This is a genomic window from Actinomycetota bacterium (assembly GCA_030776625.1).
GTDB lineage: Bacteria > Actinomycetota > CADDZG01 > CADDZG01 > WHSQ01 > MB1-2.
Window position 1 is genome coordinate 45695 of record JALYHL010000003.1, and the last position, 23885, is coordinate 69579.

Sequence of the window (23885 nt, forward strand, 5' to 3'; positions counted from 1 at the left end):
GGCCAGTGACAACCACCGCCGGCTCGTGGGGCGCTTCGAGCTTGCGTTCCGCAGAGGGGGAGGACTTCGAGCGGGCGCTCGTCGAGCTCGGCTTTCGGGTGGCTGTCCACCTCGCGCTTGAGAACGAATCGAGCGCCGCGGCTCGTCCGCTGATCCTGGCAACTCGTTTCGGGAAGGCCGTGGGGTGATGGCGGAGCTCTGCTACTGGTGCCACGAACCGCTGCCTCAGCTTCGGCTGATGCGAGCTACGTGGAGGAGATCAACCACTACGCGCACGACGTGTGTCTCGAGGAACGAGACGAACGCAACCGGCGCATTGACCAGCTGCGCGCCGGCATCGCGGGAGGATCGATCTACTTGATACCCGATGCGGTCCGCCAAGCTGTACTTGACCGCATCAAGCGATCGGGGTTCTCGCGCCGGTGTCCGTGTCTCTACGACCCGGACTACGGCTTCCGGGATACGAGTCGCACTCGTACTCCTCTGACGAAGCCGATGTTGACTACGACGAGTGCAACAGCGTGAAGGGCTGCGCTCTCCGAAGGCTCCGGCAGCCGCGACCCGCTGCCTCAGCTCCTCGAGCTGACCGACGGCAAGGCTGCTAAAGCGTGGGTCGCCGAAGAGCTCCGGCGCAGCTCCGGCCCGTGCGACCACTGGACCGGCTTCCCGGAATCAGGTTGGTACTACGACGCGCTCGGCTACAACCGCGTCGGTAAGGGCCCCATCCGAGGCGTCACGCTCTACAACCCGGACCGGATGCTCGGCGGCGTCATCTCCTGGCTCGAGATCGCCGACGTCTTCCGCCCCCGCGTGCAGTCAAGGCTGTTTTGATCCGAACTCGCTCGGTCCCTGCGGGCTGCGAGCTCGCTCGGCGGGCGTTGTCATGGATAGTCGTCGAGGTTCACATCAACAAGCGATTCCACAAGCATCACTTCGTCGGGAAAGGTAGAGAACTTTGTCACCTCGCATGGACACACGACGACACTCATTCCTGCTGCTTCTGCCGCTTGGTAGCCCGCGATGGAGTCTTCGAGCACGAGACATTCGTGTGGATCGAGCTGCAATCGGCGAGCAGCTTCCAGCAATATGTCAGGCGCCGGTTTGGATCGTCCAACCTCCGTCGTTTGAACGATCGCGTCGAATCGTCCGAGGAGTCGAAGTCGCTCCAGGGTGCTCATCAAAGGCGTCCCGTCATGCCCAGTCGCGAGCCCGATCTTCCAGCCCTTCTTCCGCGCTGCCTCCATCAGCTCTAGGACTCCAGGTAGCGGCTGCAGATCGTCAACGAGAGGCCGGCGACGTTCCGTGAGTAGCGCATCAAACTCAGCCGGATCCACGTGGGGCCCGAGCAGCCGTGTCAATGTTCGGCCCCATTCAGTATCGATATCGGGCCCGGTGGGTCCGAAGAGCGGGGCCCAATCACCTAGCTCGCTAGTCCCCCCGCGCTCAGAAACGATTTCCATCGCAACCTTCGCGGTGAGTGTTTCGCTATCGATGACGAGGCCGTCGAAGTCGAAGATCAGCCCGCGCATGTGTGCAGGGTAATTGCCGACCTAGTAGAAGTCTCCTGGGTCCTTCCAGCGGTCCCGGCTGGATATTCCGGGGACCTCTGATCCGGCTAGTGGCGGTACCAGCCCCTGTTCGGAGCGAAGTCCTCGTTGGGGAAGTCGTAGCTGCGGACCTTCCAACGGAGATGGCGCGTCTGGTTGAGGTCCGCGCGGGGGAACGAGCACGACATCGAACGGGGACGCTTGGTCCCCCGATTTCCGTAGCGCGTGAACCCGTCTCGGGCGTAGAGCGTGCACTCGGGGACCGTATGTTCGGTATTCATGAGCAACGTGAAATCCCACCGCCTATCGCGGCGGCTATCGAGACGGACGTGGAAACCCTGTTCTTGTGCCTCTAGATCGTCGCGATGGAACCGGTCGTGTGTGCGGACGGTGACGGTTAGGTGTCGACCCGAAGGCGATATCTCGACCCGCCTCATGTCCAGCTTCCCACCAACATCATCAGGATCGCTGTGGCCGCCCAGGTGTGCGGACGCGCCGACCTGCGACAGGACGATCGCAGCGGTTGCTAGCAACAGCGTTCGGACTCTGGTGACCTTCTTCACAAGCCCCCCTTGTCGTCGATGAAAGCCTGGTGCTCCCGCGTCTACCTAGGACTACGGCAGGAAAGACGTCCCCGGTTTTGCTGGGGAGCGTTATTGCTGCTGACCTGATCGCAGTCCGCTAGCTCTTGTAGGGGTGCAGGTGCGGCGACTGGTCGATCTCGTCGAAGAACGTCTGGTCTCCGAATTGTCCGTTCAACTGGCTGCCCGCGTAGACCCGTAGGCGCTGCTTGCCGAGCCCGAAGCGGTTTACAGGCAGCGTCACTTTGACCGTGCGGCGGCTCGGCCGGCGTGCTCCGTAAGAGGCATCCTGGCGATGCATCTCGAACTTAAGCCGACCGTTCTTGCAGCGGAAGAACCCAGTGTGCTCGGCGTCGCCTCTGCGATCCGTTCCGAAGCTCCACAGCAACCACGCGGCCTTGCCGTCTTCGTATGCCTCAGCTGCTCCTTGTGCGGACGATGTGTCGTCCTTCAACAGGCGACAACGCCACTTCTCGTACGTGCGCAGGGTCAGGGTGACCTTGTCGCCACCGCGTTGGAATTCGACAAAGCTGATGTCCAGCCGCCCACCCGCGTCGTCCGGGTCGTTGGCGCTTGTGGTTGTTGCCGCATTGGCGACAAGAGCTGATCCGACGAGGACGCCTACAACCAGGAGACTCAGGATCTTCTTCATCGTGCGTCCTTCCGCCGAGAGCCCTTCGCTGGACTCAGTAGATGGACCTTCGCCAGTTCGTGCCGATACCTGCAAGTTGTGGCGATTTGTCGCTTCTTACAACCCTGCGGGCGGGCTCCGTCGCTGTTGGCGGAACGGCAGCGTGGGTTGCCATGGCGCCTCCTGGCAAGTGCCTCTGCCGCTAGGTGTTGAGACTGCCCCTTGTAGCCAGTTGGAAACCGAAAGACCCAACAAGCCATATTTAGTGGAGCTGACCTCTTCTGGATCGGTGACGTTCCACCTGCGGACCGCCACGTAGCCGACCTTCCACAGCCTCCCGTCGACGGCTCCCTCTTTCACCTAGCACCGGCCGCTCCGACGTCAAGCTGTCAGGGTGATTGACGCATGACGTTGAGGTCGACGCCTCCCGAGACGCCGTCCACACGCGCGTATCCGTGCAGCTGCCAGATGAGCCACGACTCGCCTGGACGCAGGAGAAATCTTCTCAACCAAAGAGGTCGCTCCAGTCGCTCTCGCACGGGATACATGGCTTCGAAGTCGTTACCGAGGTAAAGCAGGACCGGGCGTTCCCATGCCTGTTCGACAACGTCCAGGAACGTCTGCAGTTCCTCGTAGACGTCTTCGGCCGCAGGCCGCGCGGAACAGTTGCCTGCAAGTTCGAGATCCACCGCGGGAAGTAGTGCGTCTGGATCGGGGGCAGCCACTTTTAGAAAGTGCTCCGCCTGAAGCCGGCCGGGCGTGCACAGGGTGAAGAAGTGATACGCACCCCGCTCTATGCCCGCGTCAGCGGTGTCGCGCCAGTTCACCGCAAATCGCCTGTCTACGAAGTCGCCGCCCTCGGTTGCCTTGACGTAGGCGAACTCGATCTCATCTTGGGCAACCGCATCCCAATCGACGGCCTCCTGGTGGGCGGAAACATCGATCCCATATGTCTCGCCGTTCCGCAACGGGGGCCGCCAGTTGGGGACCCAGATGAACCACCAGGCCGCAGCGCCGAATGCTACAAGGATCAGCGCCGCGGTGAGCTTGAGCGCTGTTCTGCGACTGTTGGTGCGGACGCTGGGCATGCGTGAATGGTGACAGAGGTAGGTTGAAGCGGTAGCAGGGGCAAGATAGAGGTATGTCGAGTTCTGCCGCGTCGCGCCCTAAAGGTGAGAGCAGCTGGTCCATCGTGCTCAGAACCGCAGCGATCGTCCTGGGCCCCTTCATCGTTATAGGCCTTCTTCTGTTCGGGGCTCGCTTGATCTTCGGAGCGATTGGGGACGCGGTCTGCGCCGACTACAACTCTTTTTCGAACGACTTCTGTGACGCGTGGCACTACGACACGCCGCCGGAGGACGCTTTACCCGCATCCACCAGATGGGAGATCGAGTGGCACGAGTTGTCGTGCGGCAGTGCAGGTTGTCCGGACCGGATGTACGTCCTCTCCGGGAGTGAGGAACCAACTGGTGTCCAGCGTTACGTCGAGCACCTGCGTAGAGAAGGGTGGGAGCTGTACGACCACCCGCAGTCGAATCTGCTCACGTACCGCAAGGGCAACGTTCAGCTCGATATCTCAGATAGCAGGACCTCCTACCTCAGAACGGTGTACCCAAAGGATCTGCGAAGTGACGCGCACGTTGTTGTCTCCGTGAGCCTCGTCGACGATTAACCGGTCAAGGCGGAGGCCACGACCCATATCTCGTGAACCTGAGCTGGTCGGACTGAACGCCGGGCACCTCTTCGCCACCCTCCGATCTTCCACAGCCTCCTCGGCCGACGGCTCCCTCTTTCACCTAGCACCGAAAGGAACCAATCCTCAACGCCTCCTTCGTCGGCTGCGTCCCTCGGGTCGGTGGGGTCGGCCTCTGGCCCGAGCGAGCACTGCGAGGTGAGGGTGCAAACCAATACCCTTAGTTGACCTGGGTTGTTCCTGCGGGTTCCCATAGCCAATCGCGAACGCTGCGGATCAATCTCGCGTCGTCGGGTCACCTGTCAGCAGACCGAAGAGGTACTTACATGCTTCTGACTCGCTGTCGAAGGTCCGCTTTCCGGTTTCGAGGCCACGTTCTGAGTAGAAGACGCTCCACTGTTGACCCTGCTCGAGCAGCACGTATCGCTCAGACATGTGAGCTCCGTAGAGGTGATACGACTCGGGGCGGACGCCAGCCTCATCGAGCCGTTGCTTCAGCTCCTCGCGATCCATCGACTGAGAGTAAGACCTGCCTGCCCCTCGGGGCGGGCGTAGCCGACCTTCCACGGCCTCCCGGTCGACGGCTCCTCTTTCACCTAGCACCGGAAGGAAGTCCATCCTCAGCGCCTCCTTCGTTGGCTGCGTCTTCGGACGGAAGAGAAGGGGAGCGTGTCCCTGTAGCTAAGACGTGGTTGGGAGGTCCGAGGCGGGGACAACAGTTGAATCGAGCTTGGCATGGGTGAAGATGCCGACAGCTACTCCTACGAGTGCAGCCACGAGAACGATCCAGAAGGGCGTACTTATGTCGGGGCACAGTGGAACCCGAACACCGCCGTCAGGTAGTGGGATCGGGTCGCACCTCGGGTCATGTGCAGCCGAGGCCCAGAGCATCGCGACCGCCGCATAGCTAACAGTTGCAGCCCCGAGACCGGCAAGCGCACCACCTACAGCCGAGTGGCGCGCCCATGTGGTTCTAGGGAGGTGCAGCGAGTAGCCGACGGCGATCCCAACGGCCGGTAAGCCGAATAGCAACAAGAAGACCCACGGTGGCTGGACAGTACCTACGGTCGCGTTGTCGCGCAGCCACATGCCTGCGGCGAGGCCGACGATGGCACCGAGGATCGCGAGGGGGAAGCGCCACAACACAGTTGCGCCGAGGAGACCTCCGATCACGACACCGGCGGCCGTCACCGCGGGTGTCGCGTCGTTGCCACCTAGTGAGTTGATGGTGAAGCCGTTGCTGGTGTCGACCAACCCCATGGTCGAGAATCCCAAGCCCGCGAGGGCTCCTAACGCGGCTCCCATGGCCCGTCTCATATCGCGAGCGTATCTCTGTGCCAGGTTCTCGATCGAGATCGCTATGGCTGTTCTTCGTAGCCGACGTCCACAGCCTCCTCGGTCGCCGGCTCCTCTTTCACGTAGCACCGGAAGGAAGTCCGACCTCAGCGCCTCCTTCGTCGGCTGCGTCTTCGGTCGGTGGGGGTCGGCCTTCGGCCGAAAGGGCTAACGAGCCTCGAACGTCCAGAGGTACCCAGCATCACCTCCCGCGAAGGTCAGCCAGATATCCAGGACGTAGATGCCCTCGCGCAGTTCGACCGTCCAAGTTGTCTCCTCAGACAGGTCGAGCCGATCGCCGGCGATAGAGCGCTCGCATCGCGGGTCGAGACACACCTCCATCACCGCCGAGTCCACGCCACGGAACGCGTCGAGATGGAATCTGACCTCACCTGCCTCGATGGCCCAATCGGGTGCCCCGATCTCGGTGTTAGGCAGACCATCTGCAGCCGTAGCTCCGCCTGTATCTCCGCGAGATGCGTGCGTCAAAGTGAAAGAACCGGTACTAGCGCGGTGACGTCGGTCACCGGTCGAGGCGAACACACGTGGCAAACCACTGTTCGCTCGGTTGATGGATATCGCCACATCAGTGGCGGCCTGCGTAGAGCCCGGGCTAGTGGAGGCCGCTTCCTGACCACACGCCGTCAGTAGCAGGAGCACAAGCACGAAGAATCGCATCCGCATGCCTCTCGGACGTCGCCACGGCCTCACTTGTTCCCCGACCTCCGAGCTCGTGAACGAACTTCCGCTCTGCCACCTGTCGACGGCTTCCGCCTGCCTGACCTAGCAGCGATCGCTACATCGTCAAAGCGGCTGGTACCGCCCCGCGCCTTATCCTCGCCGCCGCCTTCGGCGGTCCCTTTGACGACTCCGCTTCCTCGGTCGCCCCTGTCACGACCGACCCACAACGTGCACCTGGGCCGCCCAGCTTCGCCCCCGACGTTCGTGACGTGAAGCTGGGGTGAACCTGCGCGGGTTGTGGACGCCGCGAGCGATGCTCACCTATCTCCCTCTGGGATGGTGAAGCGGGCCGGCGTCCTTGTCACCTGGGGCTCCACCTTCGGGCCGGCGTCCCGCACGCGACCAACAGCAACGCTACGGGGAGCACGGTGACGCGGTGGTTCACCGTCCGGTCCAGTCTGGGCTCTCCATGTTGATGCTCCCGACCTTCAACTCAGCTCGTAGACCACCTCCGTCCCTGCGCACGAGCCAGAGGTTCTGACCGTCACCGAACACGTCCCCATGCGTTGCGACTTGACGAACAACCTGGTGGTCTTGTTGCGGGCGGGTTAGCCGACGGACCCGCGACCCATCGCGTCGCCTCGTGAACAGGTCGAAGACCCCGAGCTCCGTGGTGCGCTGGAATCCGATCCAGTCACCGCGCGGCCCCCAGCGGGGATGTCCTTCCTCGCCCTCGTGTGGGCGTGTCAAGCGGCGCTTGCCCCTGCCGTCGGCGCGGATCGTGTAGATGTCGCCTCCGTCCCGGCTTCCGCCGACGTAGACGATGCGGGAGGCGTCCCGCCACCCAAGCTCTCCAGAGTTCGCGGTCCGGGGCACGGGTCTACGCCCTTGACCGTCGACGCGCATGACCTCGATGCTGGTCGCCCCCTGGAAGGCGATCCAGCGCCCGTCCGGGCTCCAGTCGGGGGAGAACTCGTCCTCCGGTGTATCCGTGAGTTGAGCGAAACCAGATCCGTCACGAGCGATGACGCAGATCTCTTGGCCCATCGTTGACCGCGGCGTGCACACGAACACGATGCGCTCGCCATCCGGTGACCACCGAGGTGAGTAGACGTCAGCGAGTTGTGGCGGGGTCAGGTCCCGCCTCTCGTTTGCTCGAGGATCGGTGGTCATCAGGTGCCCGGAGACGACATACACAACCGCAGCACCGTGCGCGACTGGAGTGGGCGGAGAGGAGACCGATGGCTTTGGATCTGGTGATCGGTTCTCGCATGCCACCAGCGAGGTCCCGATGACAAGCCAGCAGACGACGCGCCGGAACTTCTTCATGCACACCCGACGCTTCAGGTGCCCAAGACACTGCATGCGTCACGGACATCAGTGCGAAGGAGGCGGAGCAGGCCCCCACCCGAGATGCCATAACTACCCTCTCCTGCGCAGCGAGGAGCGCGGTCAAGGGCTTTTGTCCGCGCAGCGGATCAAAGGGGCGGAGCGGCTGGAGCGGAGCCCCGCAGACCCTTGACGGCACAGCTCCGAGCGAAGCACGCCAGCGAGGGTCCCCGTTGTGCGGCGGGTGCCAAACCTGCCGGCGTGTCCCGGTATGTCTATGCTGTTGAGATGGGGATGGCGGCCGAAACAACCTTTAGTACCGGCGCTGTTTCTCCCCAGCGGCCTCGCTCGGTGACCGTGTTCGTCAGCTGCATGGGCTCGTTCCTCCTGGCGGACGTTGTCACCTATTACTCCCCGCCGTTCTTCCCCGGAGTTTTCCTAGGTCTCCCCATCCTGGTGTCGAGCTTCGGACTGCTCGCGTACGGCATCTGGAACGGGTCGCGGGTCTTGTGGCTTCTAAACATCTAGATGTGGGCAAGCTTGTTGTCGCGCTCACTTGATGGACTGCAGTCTTCTCCGGGGGACGCGTGGCCGCCGGGCATCGAGGTAAATCAGTTGCTATTGCGGGCCGTCATGTCGGTGGTCCTACTGGCCCTCTTGTTGACTCCTCCGCTGTTCCGGTGGGTCTGGAGCAAAGAGGTTTCCCCTTGAAGGAACACGAAGAGGAACCCTCATGGAAGCACAAGGAGTCGAGGATTCTCAGCTCCGGGGCGAAACCGGGAACCGCATAGGTCCGACCGCGTCGCTGCAGGCGAGGATGCAACGAGCCAGCGATACGGGTTCCGTCTGCCGCTGCGACCGTGCCATGAACTCGATCTCGTACGCGTAGGTGCCGTCGTAGAGCGAGGCCTCCGGGATGTCGAACCAGACAGATGTTCGTCTGCTCGTCCGAAAGGCCCCGCTGGCTGAGGCCAGGTCACTACGCCTACCGCTCGCCCTCTGGATTAGTGCTCCGGATCATGTGGCGTCTGGCTAGAGCTTTGCCGCGTTAGCCCTCGCACAAGATGGGAGCCTCGGCCTCGATGCACTCGTCGGCTCCGTCTCCACCATCGAGAGCATCGACACCGCGGCCGCCGTGAGTTGGCCGGCGTAGTCCTGTCAGCTGCGCGGACGACCTTGCCCGCGAAGACGCGGCTTGGATCACTCGCAGAGAACCGTCACTTCTCCCTCGATGCAGAGGTCGGTGCCTTCTCCACCATTGAGAGCGTCGGACTGCGCTCCACCGAATAGGGAGTCGTCTCCCGCGGCTCCACGTATATCGTCGTTGCCGTCGTAGCCGTACAGCGCGTTCTCGCCGCCGTCGCCTATCAGGACATCGTCCACGATCGTGCCGTAAACCCCTTCAATGTCATCGAGCTGAGTCTCCTGGTCTCCCCTTTTGGCCGTGCCCTGTTGAAGGTCCACAGTGATTCCGGAAAGTGGGAAAGCCGTACCACCACCGACATCGAACTGGCAGGAATCAGCCGCGAAGTAGTCGAAGCCTTCACCGCCCAAGACCTCATTTGCACCTAGACCTGCATCCAGACAATCGTTTCCGCTTCCACCTTCCAAGCGGTCATCTCCACCGGCTGCCTTAAGGAGATTGTCGTAATTGTTTCCCCTGAGGACGTCGTCGTGGTCCGAACCAATCACATTCTCGACCTGTCGGAGTCGGTCCCAGCCGTTGCCGCTGGCGTCGCCTGCCGCCAAATCAACTACCACCGGCCGGGGACTGAACGAATAGACAGCAAAATCTGTTCCTAAACCGCCTACCAACCGATCTGCACCCTCGGAGCCATCAAGGCTGTCGGGGCCTCCGTTCCCGGTCAAGGAATCGCGGCCCAGGCCACCTCGCAGCTCATCTCTTTCGCCACCACCGCGAAGTATGTCGGCGCCGCTCATTCCTCCCAGCACGTCGCTGTCGCCGCCCCCGACCAGCACGTCCGCCCCCGTGCCACCACTGAGACTGTCGGGTCCCGCTCCACCATAGAGTTGGTCACGACCGGTTCCGCCCAGCCCGGCCTCCATGCCACCGTAGCCGGAGTCCAGCCGCCCAGCCTCGCCGGAACCCAAGCAGATGACGTCATCGCCGCCGCGTCCACGGATTTCATCCCTGCCGCCTAACCCGACGATGACGTCCCTCCCATGGGTTCCCCGGAGCTCGTCGTCGTGGTCCGTGCCGATGATGGTGGGGATGAAGCCGTGGCACCTCGGGATGCCGGCCGCGCCAGCAGAAGTGATCATCGAGGAAGTCAGGACGAGCGTAACGATGCCGCCACAGGCGAATCGCACGATGCTCACGCCCACTCCACTCCGGTCGCTCTGCCGGCTCGCGCCGCTCTTTCCCTCTGTTAGACGAGCGAGGTGAGTATCCTGCCTCCCTTGACTGGAGAACCGCCGTGTCTAAGGCCGGCGGCCGCCGGGTAGGCGGTGCTCGAGCGGGGTGCGGTCCTAGACCCCCGTTGCCTGCTCGATCTGCAGTTTGGCGATAGCCAAATCCTCGTCGGTCTTTAGGGCGTGCTCGTGCCAGTGGGCATCGTTGAGCCCTTCTCACCGCGCCGCTAGACGGACGAGGGTGCAGCGACCATCGCCGGTCTCGAACAGACGCGACCGCTTTGCCTAGATGCGCGTTCTCACGCCTTGTCAGTTCTTCGTCGGGTGGGCATGAGCAGAAGAGCGATCCCTGCGGCTACCGCTGCACCCGCCAGCGAGAACAGGGGGACCGGTTCGGGTTGTACGCAGACGGCCGACACGACGTCGTTGCAAGACCGGTCGGACGCAAACGTGTCGATGAGCACCCACTGCACTTGGATGGAGAGATACAGCCCCACGACTGCGGCGGCGGCCGTTGCCGCTGCGCGCGTGAGCAGCCTCACCTGACGTGACGAGTTTCTCGAGCCAGTTCCTTCTGCCGACGGATCACCCAGCGAGCCGCGACATAAACGAGGCTGAAGGGGAAGAACACAACGAACGCCAGGATGTAGATGAGCTCCACATCGCGCACGCTCGCAGTGTCGAGATGCCCGCCATCCAACGCCATCTCGGAAGAATACAGAGATGAGGCATCGACTACCGGGACTTCTCGGAGCCCTGGTCGACCAGCGGCAGTACATCGACCGAGTCGTGACAGGGTCGAGTGACGGAGAGACGGAACCGCCTGGTTCGGTCCTCCTCGGCCGCGAACTCAGGCGGAAGGAGGGCCGGTGCCAGCGCGCCAGTCGCGAAGGATGTCGCTAAACGGTCTCTGGTCCCGTCGAATCAACCTACGGTTGACGATCAACGCAGTCAGAAGAAAAAGGACAAAGATGGCGACGAATCCGAGGAATTCGATCACGTCCGAAGCATAGATCGGTTCGCTTACTCCTGGGACTTCATCGGGAGTCCTGTCGACCATGGTCAGGTGCGTCGCGCGGAAGGAGGTGGCGTGAGAGCTGACCCGCTACCGTTCGACATGAGGCGCATAGATCACGTTCGTCGCTCAGCGCCTGGGCGCCACTAGGGTGTGGCAGTGGCGGATTCAGAGGAAGTGCTCGGCGGATCTGGACTTACCCACGTCGTACGCGTGGGCCAAACGGTCCGCCGGCCCGCTCGCCGCTTCACGCCGTCCGTCCAGGCGTACCTCCGACACGTTAGGAGCCGAGGGATCGACTTCGTGCCCGAACCTCTGGGCTACGACGAACAGGGGCGGGAAGTGCTGAGCTTCATGGCTGGCGAAGTCCCCGTCGAACCCCTTCCCGACTGGGCGACGAGCGACGAAGTTTTGGTTGCCCTCGCCGGCCTAATCCGCCGACTGCATGACGCTTCTGACGGGTGGGAACCGCCAGCGGGCGCGGTCTGGGGCAGCCTCCCCGGGGAATCTGAAGCGGCACTGACGCCGTTGTTCGAGCGACCCGACCTCGTATCGCATCAGGACTACTGCCCGGGCAACGTCGTCTTCCGCGACGCACGGCCGATCGCTCTCATCGACTTCGATCTGGCCCGGCCGACGACTCGTGTCGCGGATTGTGTCAACGCTCTCTATTGGTGGGCGCCCCTCATGGATCCGCTCGATCGCGCTCCCTCGCTGAGGGAAGTCGATGCGGCCCCTCGGGTGCGGTGCTTCGCCGATGCTTATGGGATGGACAAGCGTCAACGGGAAGAGATCGTGGCTATGGCCGTCAGGCGCACTCGCAACAGCTACTTCACGATGCGCGCCGCCGCTGCAGTGGATCCCGTGTTCAAACGTTGGTGGGACGAGGGGGTCAAGGAGCGAATTCCGAGGACAGAGCAGTGGCTGTTCCAAGAGCGTGAAAGCATCGAAGCTGCACTGCTGGCCTGACCACTGACCTTCGCACGTCGAGCACCGTCTACTCAGGGTCCGACCGTAGGCGACCTTCCACAGCCTCCCGTCGACGGCCCTGACTTTCACCTAGCACCGGCCGCTCCGGCGTCAAGGCGGTCCGCTTACCGCTTTGCTCCTTAATGCTCCCGCCGGCTCCGCCGGTTCCCTTGACCCCTCCACTGATGGCCGGCGCTCCTCCGGACGGCGAAAGCCGTCGACCAACAGGAGGCAGACGTGGAAGAAACCATCGGCTACGAGCTCTCTTCTCCGTCCCAGAGTGGGCTTCGCTGGATCTCTTCGAGTGGGACGACCCGGACCCCGAGCCCCCGAAGCACCGGGTCACGATCTGGTACCCGCCGGTGAGGCCGCGGGTTACGAGCGCCGCTACGAGCTCGAGTGCGAAAGCTGCGGGCTCATCTCTGCAGCCGAGACCGAAGACGAAGCAGACGTCGTGGCTCGGCTCCACGAAGCCGTGGGCGCGCGCCGGATCAAGACCGTGGAGGTGGGGGAGTGAGGACCCACCTGTGCCGCTGCAGTCGCGGCAACGACATGACCTGTCCCGGGGCCCAGCCTCTCGAGAAGCTGATCGCACGGCTGACCAAAGCCGGTTATGAGAAGGAGATCCACGTGGTCGATGCGAGGTGGGCTAAGACCCCGTTGGTCGAGTGCAGCAACTGCGGCTCCCGCGGCGGCTTCGACGCGCTGGGCTTCCGCAAGAAGAAGAGCATGCGCGCCTTCTGGCTCTGTCGCACCTGCGCGCACTGGACCGAGGTGTAGCCCGACCCCGCCTCAGCATGGGCTTTAGCAACATCGCCTCGACGGCGGGCGAGTTAGAAAGAACAGCCCCAGGGTCGCTCAGGGTCCAGTCCGCGTAACGCCTCCTGTCGGGCCCGCTCGGCATTTGGGCCCAACGTGTCTACCTGGGCAAGGCGCGCGTGGGCTTTGACCTGCCAGGCGTCGCAGCTCAGACGCCACGACGAGACATAGTAGAAAGAGCCCGCGACCAGCAGCAAGACGACGAACAGGATCGTCGCCGCCCGACGCCAGTGTCCCAACGCGCATCCTTCCTTCGGCGAAGCAGCGAAGCTTCACCTCCCTAACTGATGCTACGTCGACGCGATCTGGACCAAGAGCCTCACGCCGAAGTGCACGGCTGCAGTTCACGCGATGGTTCCGATGCCCTCGGCTTCCGCAAGAAGACGAAGGTCAGGGCCTTCTGGCTCTGTCGCACCTGTGCCCACTGGACCGAGGTGTTGGTCCGCATGCGGTGGTCGCGACTAGAGGATTACCAGTCGAGTGAGAAGTACTCAGCCGAACCGTTGGTCACCTGAACGAGGCCCGACCCATCGGCGTTCATGCGATAGATCTGGAAGCCTCCGATGAAGACGATCTCGTCGCCGTCCGCTGACCATCTCGGCGACGAGAACCCGAACTCCGAGGTGAGCAAAGTCGTTTCCTCTGTTCCATCGGAGTTCATCACCATGATCCGCTCGGTCGTCCCCTCCCACGCCCGACGCACGAAGACGATCCGTTCACCGTCGGGAGAGATGTCTGCGCCGTATTCGTCAGCCCCTGTGTCGGTCAGCCGCCGGAGGCCGCTCCCGTCGGGTCTGATCGACATCAGGTCGTACGTACCGTTTCTTCGTGCACGAGAGAAAACTATGCGGCCGTCGGGTCCCCATACGGGTTGATAGTCAACTACGTTGTTGCGGGTTAAACGCCGTTTGTCGTCGCCGTTCGCCTTCATGATGTAGAGGTCGATGTCGATACCTGCAGTGTCCCCACCCTCGAACAACTTGAGGAAGACCAGCCTCTTCATGCCAGGTGCCCAGTCGCCTCCCCCGGCTCCCGATCTGCTCCGGGTCAATCGCACCACGATGGTGCCATCGACGTTCATCTTGTAGACGTCACCGTCGAATGTCGCTCCGCTGGTCTTGGTGAACAAGAGCTTTCTGCGGTCGGGTGATAGCGCCGGCCCAGCGTCCGAGAGGCTGCCCCCGGTCAGCGGTGACCGTCCACTTCCGTCTGACTGCATCGACACGATGTCAGAGTCACTGTTGTCGCGATCCTCCTGGGCGAATATGAGGTCTTCGGGAGCAGGCGCTACAACTCGCGGCTCGGTTTCTGAAACCGAGCGTCGTCCGCTGACAATTCCTTGTTCGACAGGCGCCGTCGCGCATCCCAGCAGTAGAGGTAGAACGACGATCCTCCGTCGCCACTTACGTCGAGTCACACTTCGTTCCCTCTTCAGCGGACAGCGTGCGCTCTAGCAGGCGTGTCACGCAGCCCTACGGACGATGGGGAAGCTCAGGTCTCCGCTGTCTGGCAGCGTGTCCACGCAATATCGGACACGGCAATCGATGTTGAGATCAAGCCACAAGGGATCTCTCCAGTAGGTCCGGAAGCTTCCCTCGTAGCGCCGGCTGTCGGGATAGAAGAGATGTTCCGGGATCGAGAAAGCGATCGTTCGCTCGTCTACCTGACGGACGTCTATGTCGATGCCCACGCAGTCTCCGCAGTCGACCATGATCTCGATCAGGTAACCGACCAGGCCTTCCTCATCGTCCCAGTAGATCTCCCCCTCCCACAGACCTGAGCAGCGACCTGGGTAGCAGTCGCTGAAGTCTGGGTCCTCCTCGCCGAAACCCATCTCCAGGTAGAACTCATTGGGATCGAAGCTTTCGTAGGTACGCACGGTGTGAACGAAGAGGTTCCCGGCCGGTGTGGGCTTCACCCTCCAGCGCATGTACTCGATGTCCAGCGTCCCGGACGTGTCGTCGGGGTCGGGGTGGATGAGTTTCCTTGCGGCGACTTGCGACGGGGCGGGTAGCAGAGCGGAGGCCAGCAGGGCGAGTGCCAGGCTAGTCATCGCGACGCGCTTCATGGGTGGAGCTTCTCCCTCTGTCGGCTAGTCCTTCACTACGTGACGTCCGGGATGCATCGGACGCTGCATCCGGTCGGCGCGATCCAACCCAGAGGGCGGCGGCTCAGGACGACCCGCATTGATGTGGGCGGCTGATCGCGTCGCTCGGGGGCCGCAAAGAAAGATGCACCGCCGAGCCTTCGTCCCGGCAAGCCGGGCTTCCAGTTCAGCGGTGCACCCGCAGCGTACGAAGAAACCCTTGCGCTCCACAAGACCCGATCAGCAGGTTCTCGCGTTCTTAGAACCTCTTCGAGCAGGGGATTCGCACCTTATATATAGGCCATCCGCGATCATCAGTCCCTGACTACGTAGTAGAGGCCCCGCTGGCCTTCGTCCCACGAGAGCGCCATCGTGTTCTCTTCTATCTCGACCGTGAAGCCGGCTTCCAGCACCGAGACCAGGTGCTCATCCTGCTCGGCTTTGAGGCCTCTACAACGTCCCGGGCCGAGCTCGATCTCGCTCGTCGCTACGCCGTCTCCTGTGTCTTCCCATCGTCCGGAGATGTCGCGGCACCCGGTCGTGCCCTCGAAGGTCCCATCGTCGGCGAACCTGATCCGAGCAGGTTGCGGACTGCTCATGGTTCCCTCCATGCCTGAGCCCTGAAGCAAGCCCTCGAGCCTCCAGTCGGTGTTGGTGAGTCGAGCGGTGGGGGTGGCAGGAGTCCTCTCGAAGATCAGCTCCGTCTCCCGACCTACGAACGTGAGCGTGCCGGATGACCGTCGGAAGGATGTGACCGCGTCTAGGGCAGTGACGAATCTGTCTTCGTTCCTCATCAGCCGCCGCGAGCAAGCCATCTCGGTCATCGCGCCGACCTGAGCCTGGACATCGGAGCCCCGCACCTGCAACCGCCCGTCGTAGGAGTTGCATGCGGCTGTGCCGGACATCCGCTCGCCCACGACCTCCAGCGTGATCTCATCCGGAGACGCCACCCGTATGTCACCCTCGGGTCCCTTACCCGACGCGAGGTGCCATTCACCTTCGAGATCGCTGGAGGCGGCGCTCAAGCCAGGCGCCGCGCCACAACCTGCGCCGAGGAGGAAGAGAGGAGCGATAAGAACCAGCAACCGTCGAGCCATGTGGCTTGACGCTACCGGACGCAGAGATGTTGCTGACCTCCGGCAGTTCCTCTATCGGGGCCATGGATGATGGAGTGGAGCGACTAACGCATCGTTCCAACGGTGATGGCGATGACGTCTCCCACCTCCGCCCCGAGGCCGGGTTCTGCATCCTGAGCGACCACGACGGGTGCTCGGCAACGTCGCTCGAAAGCCGGATATGAGTAGGCGATCTCCATGAGTTCGGTCTTGCTGCACGGCGTTTCCTCGCTTGCGATCGCAACGTCGAGGCCCCGGCGGAAGCTCGGAAGCAAGGCGTCTAGGGGTCTCCCCACTAGGTCTGGGACCCTCGTCCGCCGGCCCATCTCGAGCAGACGGCGCTCGCGCACCAGCTCGCGCTCGATCTCCTGGGGCAATCGGTCGTAGCAGAACGCGTCGCCAGACTCGTAGTCGTCCAGCGGCCGGGGGAACGCGCTTTGGCCGCTGAGCCGCGTCCTTTCTCCGGGTTCGAGGGAACTTCCGTTGGTGTCAATCAGTGCCGTCTGGCTGCCAAAGGTCAGGACGCAGACCGGCACGACCTCGTCTTCGAGGTTGTTCTTCACCTCGATATCCGTGGTCAGCACGACGATGTCGAACGGTTCGCCGCTCCTTGTCCCGTTGAGCGTGACGGTGTAACCACCTACGCCGAGTCTCTCAGCAGGCCCGGGCGGATGACCGGCGGCTCGAACAGCTGACGGGGCGGGTTCTGCCGGGTTCGCTACGGGTGCATCACATCCGGCCGCCACCATGACTGCGGACGCGAGCAACCCCCTGAAGAGCAGGTTCATGTGGAAGAGACGCTCGAACCAGGCTCTGCGATGCACCAGCGAGGCCGCCATCGCGAAGGGGTGTAGGCGATCAGCTCCTGACCATCCGCGGCACCGTGCGGCATCTGGAGTAGCCGGAAGGGAGGAAGCCCCGGCCCCGCACGCAGCGATGAGCGTCGGCGCGCAGGACGCACCCGCGGGCGGAGCCGATGAAGCCGCCGGCGCCGCGCGAGCGCAGCAGCACGGGCGAGACCTGGTTCAAGAGCAGGGCGAGGGGGAGCTGCGGGCCTTTTCTTCTTCCAGACCGCCGTTTTGAGACCCGACCACGGTCGAGATCCAGCAGAAAGTGGAGCGCGCTTGCGGGCGGGCCGGCCACTGCTGTGTGAGAGAGACCGGCGGCTGGGGGAGGGGGCGGATGAGGCACGGCGACAGGCGTAGGTGTAGGCGCTCCGTGGATGGAGCATGTTCGGGGCGCCGGCTAGGTGGCGCTCGGCTGCCTCGCCACCTGTGCGCCGGGTACCTGCGGCACCTGGACGCCCGCCGCGAGTTGCTGCGCGACCAGATCTACGGCGTCCTTGGCGCGCGCCACACCCACGACCTTCCACGTGAAGTGTGTGGGCGGATTTTCCACCACATAGGCATCGACCAACCACGGTCGTCGGAAGACCACTCGCAGAGCGATTCCGACCGCGACGACGAGGGCCACGATGACGAGCTCGACGATGAACACGAATACCGGGAGGATGAACAGCGCAGCGATAACGAGCAGGACCAGCAACACGATCGCGGTCACGAAACCGCCTAGCCCGTCGTCGAACCAGGCGAAGGGCTCGCCGATGTCCAGCCAGTCGGACCAGCGGGTTTCGCCGGCCTCCCTCTTCCGCTGCGGCCCACGCCAGCGGGGCGCCCAGGGCAGCCAGCGCACCTCTACCCTCCAGGTTTGGCCGGTTGGGTCTCTGGTCGATGCCGACTTCACACATCTCAGTATCGCCGCGTCTTCCTGCCCGCGCACGGGGCGCACCTTCCGCGCTCTTGCGGTGGCTCCCGCCCGAGGAGTGGCGGCAGGATCGCGGCTGTGGTGCTGGGTCTGGGTTCCGAGCCTCCGGGGGAGTTGCCGTACGGGTGCATCATTGCTGTATGTCGGCGAGGTGGAGGACCCCAAGGCGCCGTCGCGGCGCGGCGCTAGCAGCCTCTAGTCGATGAAGTACTGCCCCAACTGCGGCGCCGAATACCTTCCTGGCCCCGACGAGTGCGCCGACTGTCAGGTGGCACTGGTCGACGATCCTCCCGAGCTGGTTGCGAAGCCGAAGTTGCAACCGACACTGCGCGAGCAACGAGTTGTGTTCCGCAGCGGTCGTCGCATGGATGCGGAGCTCGTCCGAGCGCGGCTGGAAGCCGACGGACTCGAGGCTCGTATCTGGTCATCGGGGCTAGGACCGTGGCGGATGGAGTCCGCAGTGACAGAGATCACAGGCGTCCCCAGCGACTTCAACTCCCACCAGGTCGTCGTCGATCTGAAAGACGAGGAATGGGCCCGTGAGGTGCTCGGTGAAGTTGTGTCCCCGGCAGAGGACGAGCCGACGTCTCGAGCCATCCCTGAGGCTGACTCCTCTAGCAGTGTCTTAGCCCTGCTGCGACAGCGCTGGATGCTGCTCGCGTTCGCGTTCTTTCTCTTGCTGCTGGTGCTCCTGTCAGTAGGCCCCGGCGGCAGCTAACCATTGCTCTCCCCACCAGGAAGATCAATGACGCAGCAGCCCCGACCTGCGACGCCATGGCCACCGCTCTTCGCGGGGGCCGGACTAGGGTTTGTTCGGAGCTCGACTGAGACTTGCTGACAGGGGACTGCCGCGCTTGAAGGCGACAGTGAGCTCAAAGAGGCGCGGCTTTTCGAGAGGAAAGACACGACGTCCGGTCCCTCTGGCACGTCGAGGTAACCCGTGCGCAAGCTCTCGCCATGGAGTGGCGCCCCTGACTGACCGACGAGATCCCCGCGTGGCCCCCGTTCCCCAACCGTGAAGACGACGACAGGACCCTCGATCTTGACGTCATACCGGATCGACCTGCCCGTTCCACTCGGTTCGATGTACCCCGTCACAGACCGGGACCCGTCCCTCGCGGAGACCCAGAGCCGCGGCCGGGTGAGCTGGTGTTTCGTGGGCGATGCCGTCGGATGCTTTGCGGTTGGGGCTGCGCTTGGGCCGCGCGCGGTCAGCACCAGCACCAGGGTTAAGGAGCACCCCAACAACCTCTTCATGTCCGAAAGGACGCCTCAGAGGATCAACACATTGCATCAGCGAGCGGCCCTGCTCCCATAAGACCCTTCGCCGCAGCGACGAGCCCGGTCAAAGACGACCTCCGCGGAGCGGATCGGACGGGCGGAGCGGCTCGAGCGGAGCTGCGCAGACCCTTGACGGCAACAGCTCCGAGCGAGCCACAGGTTCAGGTAAACCCTCAGCGAGTTGAGGGACTCTTACTTCCGTGAGGTCTACCCCAGGCGGGACGGATGGCAGCTGACGACTTCGCTGACTTCTACGCTGCGGGCTTTCGGACGGTGTCCGCGGCCGTACGGGCTTTCTGTGGCAACGCCGATGTCGCGCATGAGGCGACGCAGGAGGCCTTCGCGCGTGCCTATGCGCGCTGGCCGCGCGTCCGAGACTCGGCCTATCCGCAAGCCTGGGTCACCAAGACCGCGATCAACCTGACCCGTCGTCACTTCCGTAGCCGATCCGGCATGGCGGCAACCACCGACTCTGCCGGCCCCTCGGCCGACCGCGTGGACCTGCTCTCCGCCTTGCGGGCACTCCCGGAGCGGCAGCGCCAAGCGGTGGTGCTGCATTACCTCATCGACTCTCCTTTGGCCGCGGTCGCCGAAGTGATGGGCATCTCAGAAGGCGCGGTCAAGGCTCATCTGTTCAAGGCTCGTGCCGCATTGCGCGGCGAATTGGAGGTAGGTCATGCGTGACGATCTGAGTGCCGAACTTGAAGCTGCGGTGAACGCCGAGCTGGGTGACCGACAGCCCGACCTCGCTTGGGTGATGCGGCGCGGCGGTCGTGTGCGTCGGCTCCGGCGTGCTGTGATGTCCGCCACCGTGGTGACGGTGATCGCGGTGGGCACTGTCGGCGTGGACGCTTTGCAGGAGGACCGCGAGCGCGCCCCTCTTCCGGTCGCGGGGGCGACCTCGAGCCCCGATGTTCAAGGAGCGCAGCAGGGGGAGGTCGTCGAGGAGATCCCCGAGCAGTTCCAGGCCGAGATCTTCGCTTTCCGAGCCCTGGCTGCAACCGGGCTCATGGATCCCTTCGGCGCCCGCAGTTACAACTGGACCTATGAAGAGGACACGTCGGAAACCGCAGATGGATGGCGGGTGGGATTCGCCGCGAGCGACTGCGCGCCCAAAGCCAACGTCTTCACCTGCACAGGTCTCTCTGGAGAGGACCCCGAGGATGGCAACGCCGTCACCGACACATGGGTAACCGTCCGACTCGAGGATGGCCAGTGGCACGTGGTCGAGGTGGAAGGCAACATGCTCGAGGAAGAGAAGAGTCGCGTGATCGGATATGCGTTGCCTCAGCTCGAAGAACCTTCTCACTGGGACTTCGCTGCGACGGGTGTCTGGCAAGGCCGTTCCAACACCAACTCGATGATGCCGATCTGGGTCGGTCCCTTTCCAACTTCCGCGCCGGGCAGCATGTGCGAGATGCAGTTCGTCGACGCTAACGGGGAGCCGGTTGGTCCCGCGTCGAGGTTCTATCAGGAACCCCCCCACCGAGAGTTCGAACGAGGCGGTTGGATACGCGGAGGGGGAGCCTCTGTGCCTGTCGGTGAGGTCGTCGATGTGGAGGTTGCATGCCGTCAGTACACCGGTCGCGGATGGGAGTTGGCGTCGGAGCCCGAGAAGACGACGGTCGGCCGCGACATCGTCGGTATTTCCGCAGAGCTCGTTTGGCGCGGGGAGGAGGGTTTCACGACGGCAGCGGTCTGCAGTGCGACCTTGCTGGATGAGGACCAGGAGGTCGTATTCGAAGGCTCGGGGCGAGTGGAGCCACTCTGGCGCGACAGTGAGTTGAAGGACTACCCATATCGAGCAACGGTGTTCATCGACTTCGGAGGCAAGCGGTTCTTCGGTGTCGACAACTACTACGTGGACGAGTTCGATTGCGTGTCTCGCTGAGCAGCTTCGCGCCCGTCCATCGGCTCGAACGGCGTCACCGATCTGTAGTGCGCGCGGTTCGGATACCCGTACCTTGGTCGGCGTCGCGGATGTCGGCGTCACGGTCGCAGTCATCGCTGACCTTGAGCTCAAGCTTCGTTCGGACATCCCGGCGTTCATCTACCGCGCAGAAGGTGGGTTCTGGCGAGGGGCAGCCGCGCACCAGGCATATCTGCGGCGGCTTCCCCCGCCACAGCCGCCCGTGCGCGCCGCTGTCGAAGGAGCTCCGTGGTCGAGCCGATTTGTCCTCCGCGATGGCCGGCGCTGCCTCTTTGGTCTCAGCTAGGGGGAGTGAGCCAGGCGTCGCTCCGATCACAACCCCAAGGATCAAGACGCCGCCGATCAGGGGGAGGCTCCATCTCCACATGCGTTCACTGTAGCGACTCCACGCCCGCAGAGAAGGAAGAGCGCGTAGAGGCCCTTCAGCTACATGACACGTCGCCGTCGATTCAGCCGAGGCGGCGCGCCGCTCCAACCCGCAGCACCTCAGCGGCGCTTCCTGGATACACGTAGGGTGCCCCGGGTGTGGGAGAAGCTCAACCGAGAGAAGCTGGGCGACGTCGAGATCTTCTGGGCAGAAGCTCCCGGGCCGCTGGCCGCCGCGCTCATGTTCCGAGTGGGGACGACGGACGAGTCCATTCCCACTCGCGGCATCACCCATATGGTCGAGCACCTCGCATTGCAGCGCCTGGGTCGGCAGTCTTATGGCTACAACGGGCTCGTCGACCACCTTCGAACCAGTTTCTTCGTGACGGGATCTGCGGAAGAGGTCGTCGGGTTCCTCGACGCGGTGACCGGGGCTCTCGTTGACCTTCCGCTGGACCGACTAGAGCACGAACGACAGGTTCTACTGACCGAGACCGACCGCCATACTTCAGGACCGCTGGATTGGTCCCTGGCGATCCGTTACGGCCCTCGAGGCCCGGGTCTCTCAGCCCAGGAAGAATTCGGTCTTCACAGCGTCACCATCGATGACATCGCGCAGTGGACACGACGCTATTTTCGAGCCGAGAACGCGGTGCTCTGGATCAGTGGTCCTCCTCCCGACGGACTCTCGCTGCAGATCCCCGCTGGCGGTCAGCGCGTGGAGGTTCCGGTGATAGAGCCGGTTCCGATGAAGCTGCCAGCTTGGTACGAGATAGGCGAGCGAGGCATGGCCATTGCGTCGATCGTCCCGAGGGCCACTGCAGCATCCGCGCTCAGCAACATCCTCGAGAACCGGCTGCAAGCGTCTCTTCGTTACGAACGCGGGATCTCTTACGAGACAAGTGCCGTCTACCTGCCTCTCGCCGCTGAAGTAGCGCTGCAAGGGGTGTGGACCGATACGCTGAAGCAGAACGTCGATCAAGCTCGAGACGCGGTTCTAACCACCGTGGACCACATCATCTCCACTGGTCCGTCCGACGCAGAGATCGAGCGTTATCGGACGGACATGGAGCGTGCGTGGAACGAGCCGTCTGCTGTTCCCGCCATCCTCGACTCCACAGCTCTGTCGTACCTCCTGAAGCCGTCGGACCTGAACCGGGATGTGGTCGAAGAGGCTCGCGCTGTTCAGCCAGCAGATGTGCGTGTCGCTGCCGAGCTGTTCAAGGAACAGTCACTCTCCGGGCTGCCGGTCGGCTCCAAGATGCCACGCGGTTACAACCGCGTCCCGGAGTGGTCCGAGAAGAAGGTTCGCGGGAAGACCTACCAGCCGACGCGCAGGAGCGAGACGGCCCTTACGCACCACCGTTTGGTCCAGGGGGAGAAGGGCGTGACGCTGATCCAGGACCGCGGCCGCTTCGTCTCCATCACCTACGACGCCTGCGAAGGCCTCATCCGATGGAGCGACGGGTTGCGGCTTCTGTTTGGCTCTGACGGATTCATGCTCCGCATCCACCCGAACGACTGGCGGAACGGCAAGCGCATCGTCGCCGAGCTAGACCGTCGACTCGGCGACCGCGCCGTTGAGATGCGCGCTGATCCACCTCCTCATAGAGCCGCTCGCTGGGACTCCGGCACCTACCTGAGGTGGGCTCTGATCAGCGCGTTCTTCGCGCTGAGCGGTCTCGCCAACGTTTTCGATCCCGAGCATCAAGCGGATGGATCGTGGGGCTTCTACTTGGTGATGTTCCTAGTGCTCCTGCCGATCGCGATCTACAACGGGCGGCAGTGGTTCTTGACTCGCAGAACCTGAGCAGTCTCCTTCACTGCATCAAGGCCCGGCAGCCGCGGCCACAGGCTTCGGCGCGCGATCAGCCGACGGCCGGCATCTCGAGAGTCGGGGCCGGCGGTGCTCCGACTTGACCTAAGACGAAGGTCGCCATCTCCCGCGCTTCCGATTCCGGTAGCGACATCACGCAGCGGGCTTCGTTTTCCACCCACATGCTGACGCGGACATGGTTCCCACTCATCCTCACCGAGCCCTCTTCCGATTCGATCCGGTGGTCCTTCCGGTAGCAGGAGACCCTCAGGTATCCATTCTCTGGATCGCCGCCGCCGACTTTGATGCCGGCGAAGAACCTGGCCACCTTGAGCGGGGTTTCGTCGACCAGGTAGGAGGGGAGTTCCGCCCCACAGGCTACGCAGTAGACGTGCTCGGTCGGCTGGCGCAGCCGGCACATCGGACAGAAGAGGTTGTCCATCTCGCCTCCTTATCCCCGGAAGACAGGAGCTGAGTATCGCGCCGAACCTGGTGGCATCTGTTCCGGTAGCGACCGATCGGCGGCAATCCTCGGTGCCTCGCATCATCTTTGC

At 63.4% G+C, this 23885-nt stretch carries 30 protein-coding genes; 12 read left to right on the top strand and 18 right to left on the bottom strand.

The window, feature by feature from the left end:
• Nucleotides 1-5: 5 nt before the first annotated feature.
• Both M3N53_06245 and M3N53_06250 read left to right on the top strand, forming a co-directional pair.
• Nucleotides 6-188 carry a hypothetical protein gene (locus M3N53_06245; GenBank protein ID MDP9067928.1) on the top strand — a complete coding sequence of 61 codons (183 nt, stop codon included), beginning with the start codon at nucleotides 6-8 and terminating at the stop codon, nucleotides 186-188.
• 19 nt (nucleotides 189-207) lie between these two features.
• Nucleotides 208-525: a hypothetical protein gene (locus M3N53_06250; GenBank protein ID MDP9067929.1), complete on the top strand. Its 318-nt coding sequence runs from the start codon at nucleotides 208-210 to the stop codon at nucleotides 523-525.
• 356 nt (nucleotides 526-881) lie between these two features.
• Here M3N53_06250 and M3N53_06255 read toward each other — a convergent pair whose 3' ends face one another.
• The 4 genes from M3N53_06255 to M3N53_06270 all read right to left on the bottom strand — a co-directional run bounded on the left by M3N53_06255 (nucleotide 882) and on the right by M3N53_06270 (nucleotide 3847).
• The gene (locus M3N53_06255; GenBank protein MDP9067930.1) at nucleotides 882-1529 is read right to left on the bottom strand and encodes an HAD-IA family hydrolase; all 648 of its coding nucleotides are present in this window, start codon (nucleotides 1527-1529) and stop codon (nucleotides 882-884) included.
• 86 nt (nucleotides 1530-1615) lie between these two features.
• The gene (locus tag M3N53_06260; protein MDP9067931.1) at nucleotides 1616-2110 is read right to left on the bottom strand and encodes a hypothetical protein; all 495 of its coding nucleotides are present in this window, start codon (nucleotides 2108-2110) and stop codon (nucleotides 1616-1618) included.
• Nucleotides 2111-2228: 118 nt separating this feature from the next.
• Entirely contained in the window at nucleotides 2229-2780 is a 552-nt protein-coding gene (locus M3N53_06265) for a hypothetical protein (protein ID MDP9067932.1), read from the bottom strand.
• A 368-nt stretch (nucleotides 2781-3148) separates the two neighbouring features.
• Nucleotides 3149-3847 carry a lysozyme M1 (1,4-beta-N-acetylmuramidase) gene (locus tag M3N53_06270; GenBank protein ID MDP9067933.1) on the bottom strand — a complete coding sequence of 233 codons (699 nt, stop codon included), beginning with the start codon at nucleotides 3845-3847 and terminating at the stop codon, nucleotides 3149-3151.
• A 104-nt stretch (nucleotides 3848-3951) separates the two neighbouring features.
• Between M3N53_06270 and M3N53_06275 the strand changes: the two genes are divergently transcribed.
• On the top strand, nucleotides 3952-4431 hold the full coding sequence (locus tag M3N53_06275) for a hypothetical protein (GenBank protein MDP9067934.1): 480 nt from the start codon (nucleotides 3952-3954) through the stop codon (nucleotides 4429-4431).
• Nucleotides 4432-4728: 297 nt separating this feature from the next.
• On the opposite strand, the gene M3N53_06280 is transcribed toward M3N53_06275, so the two are convergent.
• From M3N53_06280 to M3N53_06295, 4 genes are all read right to left on the bottom strand, one after another.
• A complete protein-coding gene (locus M3N53_06280; GenBank protein ID MDP9067935.1) occupies nucleotides 4729-4965 on the bottom strand; it encodes a hypothetical protein in 237 nt (78 codons plus the stop codon).
• Between the two features lie 168 nt (nucleotides 4966-5133).
• Entirely contained in the window at nucleotides 5134-5769 is a 636-nt protein-coding gene (locus tag M3N53_06285; protein ID MDP9067936.1) for a hypothetical protein, read from the bottom strand.
• A 186-nt stretch (nucleotides 5770-5955) separates the two neighbouring features.
• Nucleotides 5956-6276, bottom strand: coding sequence for a hypothetical protein (locus tag M3N53_06290; GenBank protein MDP9067937.1), 321 nt, complete (start codon nucleotides 6274-6276; stop codon nucleotides 5956-5958).
• A gap of 633 nt (nucleotides 6277-6909) precedes the next feature.
• Nucleotides 6910-7797, bottom strand: a complete 888-nt coding sequence (locus M3N53_06295) for a hypothetical protein (GenBank protein MDP9067938.1) — start codon at nucleotides 7795-7797, stop codon at nucleotides 6910-6912.
• Between the two features lie 288 nt (nucleotides 7798-8085).
• On the opposite strand from M3N53_06295, the gene M3N53_06300 reads away from it, so the two are divergent.
• Nucleotides 8086-8325: a hypothetical protein gene (locus tag M3N53_06300; GenBank protein MDP9067939.1), complete on the top strand. Its 240-nt coding sequence runs from the start codon at nucleotides 8086-8088 to the stop codon at nucleotides 8323-8325.
• A gap of 205 nt (nucleotides 8326-8530) precedes the next feature.
• Nucleotides 8531-8686 carry a hypothetical protein gene (locus tag M3N53_06305; protein ID MDP9067940.1) on the top strand — a complete coding sequence of 52 codons (156 nt, stop codon included), beginning with the start codon at nucleotides 8531-8533 and terminating at the stop codon, nucleotides 8684-8686.
• Between the two features lie 311 nt (nucleotides 8687-8997).
• Here the strand turns inward: M3N53_06305 and M3N53_06310 are convergent, their stop codons facing one another.
• The 3 genes from M3N53_06310 to M3N53_06320 all read right to left on the bottom strand — a co-directional run bounded on the left by M3N53_06310 (nucleotide 8998) and on the right by M3N53_06320 (nucleotide 10876).
• On the bottom strand, nucleotides 8998-10137 hold the full coding sequence (locus tag M3N53_06310; protein ID MDP9067941.1) for a hypothetical protein: 1140 nt from the start codon (nucleotides 10135-10137) through the stop codon (nucleotides 8998-9000).
• Nucleotides 10138-10469: 332 nt separating this feature from the next.
• Complete coding sequence (locus M3N53_06315) at nucleotides 10470-10712, bottom strand: hypothetical protein (GenBank protein ID MDP9067942.1); 243 nt, start codon at nucleotides 10710-10712, stop codon at nucleotides 10470-10472.
• Nucleotides 10709-10876: a hypothetical protein gene (locus M3N53_06320; GenBank protein MDP9067943.1), complete on the bottom strand. Its 168-nt coding sequence runs from the start codon at nucleotides 10874-10876 to the stop codon at nucleotides 10709-10711. Before M3N53_06320 ends, M3N53_06315 begins: the two co-directional genes overlap by 4 nt.
• Before the next feature lie 468 nt (nucleotides 10877-11344).
• Between M3N53_06320 and M3N53_06325 the strand changes: the two genes are divergently transcribed.
• From M3N53_06325 to M3N53_06335, 3 genes are all read left to right on the top strand, one after another.
• A complete protein-coding gene (locus M3N53_06325; protein ID MDP9067944.1) occupies nucleotides 11345-12154 on the top strand; it encodes an aminoglycoside phosphotransferase family protein in 810 nt (269 codons plus the stop codon).
• 304 nt (nucleotides 12155-12458) lie between these two features.
• Nucleotides 12459-12671 (top strand): hypothetical protein, encoded by a 213-nt coding sequence (locus tag M3N53_06330; GenBank protein ID MDP9067945.1) that lies wholly within the window; start codon nucleotides 12459-12461, stop codon nucleotides 12669-12671.
• Nucleotides 12668-12934 (top strand): hypothetical protein, encoded by a 267-nt coding sequence (locus tag M3N53_06335; protein MDP9067946.1) that lies wholly within the window; start codon nucleotides 12668-12670, stop codon nucleotides 12932-12934. The genes M3N53_06330 and M3N53_06335 overlap by 4 nt, the downstream gene beginning before the upstream one ends.
• A gap of 508 nt (nucleotides 12935-13442) precedes the next feature.
• Here the strand turns inward: M3N53_06335 and M3N53_06340 are convergent.
• From M3N53_06340 to M3N53_06360, 5 genes are all read right to left on the bottom strand, one after another.
• Entirely contained in the window at nucleotides 13443-14198 is a 756-nt protein-coding gene (locus M3N53_06340; GenBank protein MDP9067947.1) for a hypothetical protein, read from the bottom strand.
• Nucleotides 14199-14435: 237 nt separating this feature from the next.
• Nucleotides 14436-15041, bottom strand: coding sequence for a hypothetical protein (locus M3N53_06345; protein ID MDP9067948.1), 606 nt, complete (start codon nucleotides 15039-15041; stop codon nucleotides 14436-14438).
• A gap of 332 nt (nucleotides 15042-15373) precedes the next feature.
• On the bottom strand, nucleotides 15374-16156 hold the full coding sequence (locus M3N53_06350) for an META domain-containing protein (GenBank protein ID MDP9067949.1): 783 nt from the start codon (nucleotides 16154-16156) through the stop codon (nucleotides 15374-15376).
• Between the two features lie 83 nt (nucleotides 16157-16239).
• Nucleotides 16240-17013, bottom strand: a complete 774-nt coding sequence (locus tag M3N53_06355; protein MDP9067950.1) for a hypothetical protein — start codon at nucleotides 17011-17013, stop codon at nucleotides 16240-16242.
• A 406-nt stretch (nucleotides 17014-17419) separates the two neighbouring features.
• Nucleotides 17420-17866, bottom strand: coding sequence for a hypothetical protein (locus tag M3N53_06360; GenBank protein ID MDP9067951.1), 447 nt, complete (start codon nucleotides 17864-17866; stop codon nucleotides 17420-17422).
• A gap of 274 nt (nucleotides 17867-18140) precedes the next feature.
• On the opposite strand from M3N53_06360, the gene M3N53_06365 reads away from it, so the two are divergent.
• The 3 genes from M3N53_06365 (at nucleotide 18141) to M3N53_06375 (ending at nucleotide 21110) form a co-directional block, all read left to right on the top strand.
• On the top strand, nucleotides 18141-18656 hold the full coding sequence (locus tag M3N53_06365) for a hypothetical protein (GenBank protein ID MDP9067952.1): 516 nt from the start codon (nucleotides 18141-18143) through the stop codon (nucleotides 18654-18656).
• Nucleotides 18657-19444: 788 nt separating this feature from the next.
• Nucleotides 19445-19903: a sigma-70 family RNA polymerase sigma factor gene (locus M3N53_06370; GenBank protein MDP9067953.1), complete on the top strand. Its 459-nt coding sequence runs from the start codon at nucleotides 19445-19447 to the stop codon at nucleotides 19901-19903.
• A complete protein-coding gene (locus M3N53_06375) occupies nucleotides 19896-21110 on the top strand; it encodes a hypothetical protein (protein ID MDP9067954.1) in 1215 nt (404 codons plus the stop codon). Before M3N53_06370 ends, M3N53_06375 begins: the two co-directional genes overlap by 8 nt.
• 34 nt (nucleotides 21111-21144) lie before the next feature.
• On the opposite strand, the gene M3N53_06380 is transcribed toward M3N53_06375, so the two are convergent.
• The gene (locus tag M3N53_06380) at nucleotides 21145-21516 is read right to left on the bottom strand and encodes a hypothetical protein (protein ID MDP9067955.1); all 372 of its coding nucleotides are present in this window, start codon (nucleotides 21514-21516) and stop codon (nucleotides 21145-21147) included.
• Between the two features lie 156 nt (nucleotides 21517-21672).
• Between M3N53_06380 and M3N53_06385 the strand changes: the two genes are divergently transcribed.
• Nucleotides 21673-23325, top strand: a complete 1653-nt coding sequence (locus M3N53_06385; protein MDP9067956.1) for a hypothetical protein — start codon at nucleotides 21673-21675, stop codon at nucleotides 23323-23325.
• 58 nt (nucleotides 23326-23383) lie between these two features.
• On the opposite strand, the gene M3N53_06390 is transcribed toward M3N53_06385, so the two are convergent.
• The gene (locus M3N53_06390; protein ID MDP9067957.1) at nucleotides 23384-23773 is read right to left on the bottom strand and encodes a hypothetical protein; all 390 of its coding nucleotides are present in this window, start codon (nucleotides 23771-23773) and stop codon (nucleotides 23384-23386) included.
• Nucleotides 23774-23885 lie beyond the last annotated feature (112 nt).